Consider the following 2,729-nt stretch of genomic DNA (forward strand, 5'->3'; position numbering starts at 1 on the left):
ATTGGGATATCGTGGTAGCGGGTCAACGTGTGCAAGTTATCAAAGATACGGAGGCCGGCGGTAAAGGAACACTTCAATTTGGTACGGAAGTTATTAGTGCCGCTGATGGTTCGATAGCTGCCTTACTTGGCGCTTCTCCAGGTGCTTCTACTGCCGTGCACGTTATGCTTGAGGTATTAGAAAAATGTTTCCCGCAGCATATGAAAGAGTGGGAGCCGAAAATAAAAGACATGATTCCATCTTATGGCGTGTCACTGATGGAACACCCAGAGCTTTTCCAAGAAATTCATACTTCCACAGCAGAGACACTTGGGTTAAGCGAAAAAGAACTTGTCCATTGTTAATAATGAACAAGTTTAAGTAGCATCTTTTATATACCTATGATGAAGAAGATCAGTAATCTTTTAATTTGTGCAAAGGACAGCAGGTAATTCACCGGCTGTCCTTTCTGATATGCTTATTTAGATGTGAATTGATTTATCACTAAGAGCCTTCTTCAACTAAGCCCGGCGCATATACGCACGTACTGTTATTGGAGCAAAAACGGCTACAATAAGCACAGCACCAATAATAGAGATGGCAAAATCCCATCCGATAGTTCCTGTATTGGTAAGATCCCGGACTGCAGTGACGAGGTGAGAGATTGGATTAATCTTTACAAACCACTGTAGCCAGTTAGGCATGGTATTGGCTGGTACAAAAGCATTAGAGAGAAACGTTAGTGGAAACAGAATAATCATTGAGATTCCTTGTACACTTGAAGCAGTGCGGGCAATTACACCGAAGAAGGCAAAGATCCAACTCATGGCCCATGAACAGCCAATCACGAGAAGTCCTGCGATGGCAACTTGATCTAACCCTCCCTCTGGCCGATAACCCATGATATACCCCATCGTAAAAGTAAGAACAGTCGCAATTGTGTACCTGATAGTATCTGCTAACAGGGCTCCTGCCAATGGGGCAATACGTGCGATAGGCAGGGACTTGAAACGGTCGAATACACCCTTATCCATATCCTCCCGTAATTGGACGCCGGTAACAACTGATGTCGTGATTACGGTTTGTACGAGGATTCCGGGAATGATGACCGGCAAATAGTTATGCACATTTCCAGATATCGCCCCGCCAAAAATGTAAGTAAACATTAGCGTAAAGAGGATAGGTTGGAGTGTGACATCAAATAATTGCTCTGGTGTGCGCCGAATCTTTAGAAGGCCACGATATGCCATGATTAAGGAATTACTTACTGATTGGCTGAAGCTAGTTCTGTTACGCAGTTGACGTTCAGAAACAGGCTGAATAGTGTTACCTTTCATATTCTTACCTCCCTTGCTTTTTCCGCTTTATTAGACACTTTTGGTGTATCCTCTTCGACTCCATGGCCTGTAATGGTCAGAAAGACCTCATCTAGAGTTGGTTTCTGTACACTCAACTCGGACAGCTCAATTCTTACCTCTCGAAGAGCAATAAGCAAATCAGTAACCCGATCGGCATCTATCATCGGAGCAGTAATCTTCCCAGTCTCTAACGATATAGTTGATTGAACTTGAAGCACCTGTTCAACTGTTTGACGTGCAAGCTGGATATCGTGCGGGTATTTGATAGTTAATTGCAATGATGAAGTCCTCACTGATGCTTTCAATTCATTTACGGTACCCTCGGCAACAACTTTTCCGCGATCAATAACAGCAATTCGATCTGCGAGTTCATCTGCTTCCTGTAGGTACTGTGTTGTTAAGAGGACAGTAGAACCATTCTTTACTAATCTGCGGATAGTATCCCACATTTGATTTCGTGTTCGTGGATCAAGCCCAGTAGTCGGTTCATCTAAGAAGATTAGAGGTGGCTGTGCAATCAGGCTTGCTGCTAGGTCTAATCGCCGACGCATTCCACCAGAGAAGTTTTTAAGAGGACGTTTAGCTGCTTCTGTTAAACTAAATTCCTCCAACAACTCCGCTGCTTTTCGTCGTGCTTCTTCACGCCCCAAACCAAGCAATCTGGAGAAGATAACTAGATTCTCAGTAGCACTAAGTGATTCATCGACTGAAGCATATTGTCCGGTTACTCCAATTAATTGACGCACAATGTGCGGTTCCTTCACAATATCATGTCCGAAGATACGTGCTGTACCAGCATCTGCTCGCAGTAAGGTTGCTAACATTCTAATTGTTGTGGTTTTACCTGCTCCATTTGGACCAAGAACACCATAAATCGTACCAGCACGTACGTTTAGGCTTACACCATCAACAGCACGATTGTCACCAAAAGTTTTCACGAGTCCACAAGCTTCAACTGCTAAATCACCATTGTTCGGCACTATTTTCGTTTTATTTTCATAGCTCATTCCGATTCCTCCCTGTTCACATTATTCTGATTGGGTATTTGCTATTGTTAACATGCATTCATGTGGCAGATTATCTCCGTCTTAAGTCATATTTTTTCTTTACACAACCCCTTGGCAAGAATTAATTCTATAAGGATGATAACCCGTGATTATGAACTGAATATGAACAATGAGTCTTTTGTTTTTAAAAATATTTCAATATGTGGAGATGATCGGATGAAAGTACAACGTGGGTATAGAATAAGAGAATCCATCTTATCTTTTTAGCCCCCTAATGAACTTGGACACTCTAAGGTGTGATTCTTTATACTTAGAGTAACGAGTAATAGGGGGATTTTTTATGAAGAGGAAAGTATATCCGAAAGAACTAAAGCTTCAAGTAGTA

General features: G+C 42.2%; 3 protein-coding genes. 1 reads left to right on the forward strand and 2 read right to left on the reverse strand.

Annotated elements, in window-relative coordinates; genetic code table 11:
* Positions 1-344, forward strand: a 344-nt coding sequence (locus J7Q84_RS18050; protein ID WP_209096620.1) for a malate:quinone oxidoreductase, incomplete at its 5' end; no start/stop codon positions are given.
* A 156-nt stretch (positions 345-500) separates the two neighbouring features.
* Here the strand turns inward: J7Q84_RS18050 and J7Q84_RS18055 are convergent.
* Together J7Q84_RS18055 and J7Q84_RS18060 are read right to left on the reverse strand one after the other, a co-directional pair.
* The gene (locus J7Q84_RS18055) at positions 501-1,316 is read right to left on the reverse strand and encodes an ABC transporter permease (RefSeq protein ID WP_209096621.1); all 816 of its coding nucleotides are present in this window, start codon (positions 1,314-1,316) and stop codon (positions 501-503) included.
* Positions 1,313-2,344 (reverse strand): ATP-binding cassette domain-containing protein, encoded by a 1,032-nt coding sequence (locus J7Q84_RS18060; RefSeq protein WP_209096622.1) that lies wholly within the window; start codon positions 2,342-2,344, stop codon positions 1,313-1,315. The genes J7Q84_RS18055 and J7Q84_RS18060 overlap by 4 nt, the downstream gene beginning before the upstream one ends.
* Positions 2,345-2,729: the final 385 nt, after the last annotated feature.

Origin of the sequence: Bacillus sp. 165, assembly GCF_017742235.1 — a bacterium.
GTDB lineage: Bacteria > Bacillota > Bacilli > Bacillales > Bacillaceae_G > JAGHKQ01.

Excerpts from the sequence above, each read along its gene's own strand:
- J7Q84_RS18055 (WP_209096621.1), bottom strand. The coding sequence starts at position 1,316 with ATGAAAGGTAACACTATTCAGCCTGTTTCTGAACGTCAACTGCGTAAC.
- J7Q84_RS18060 (WP_209096622.1), bottom strand. The coding sequence starts at position 2,344 with ATGAGCTATGAAAATAAAACGAAAATAGTGCCGAACAATGGTGATTTA.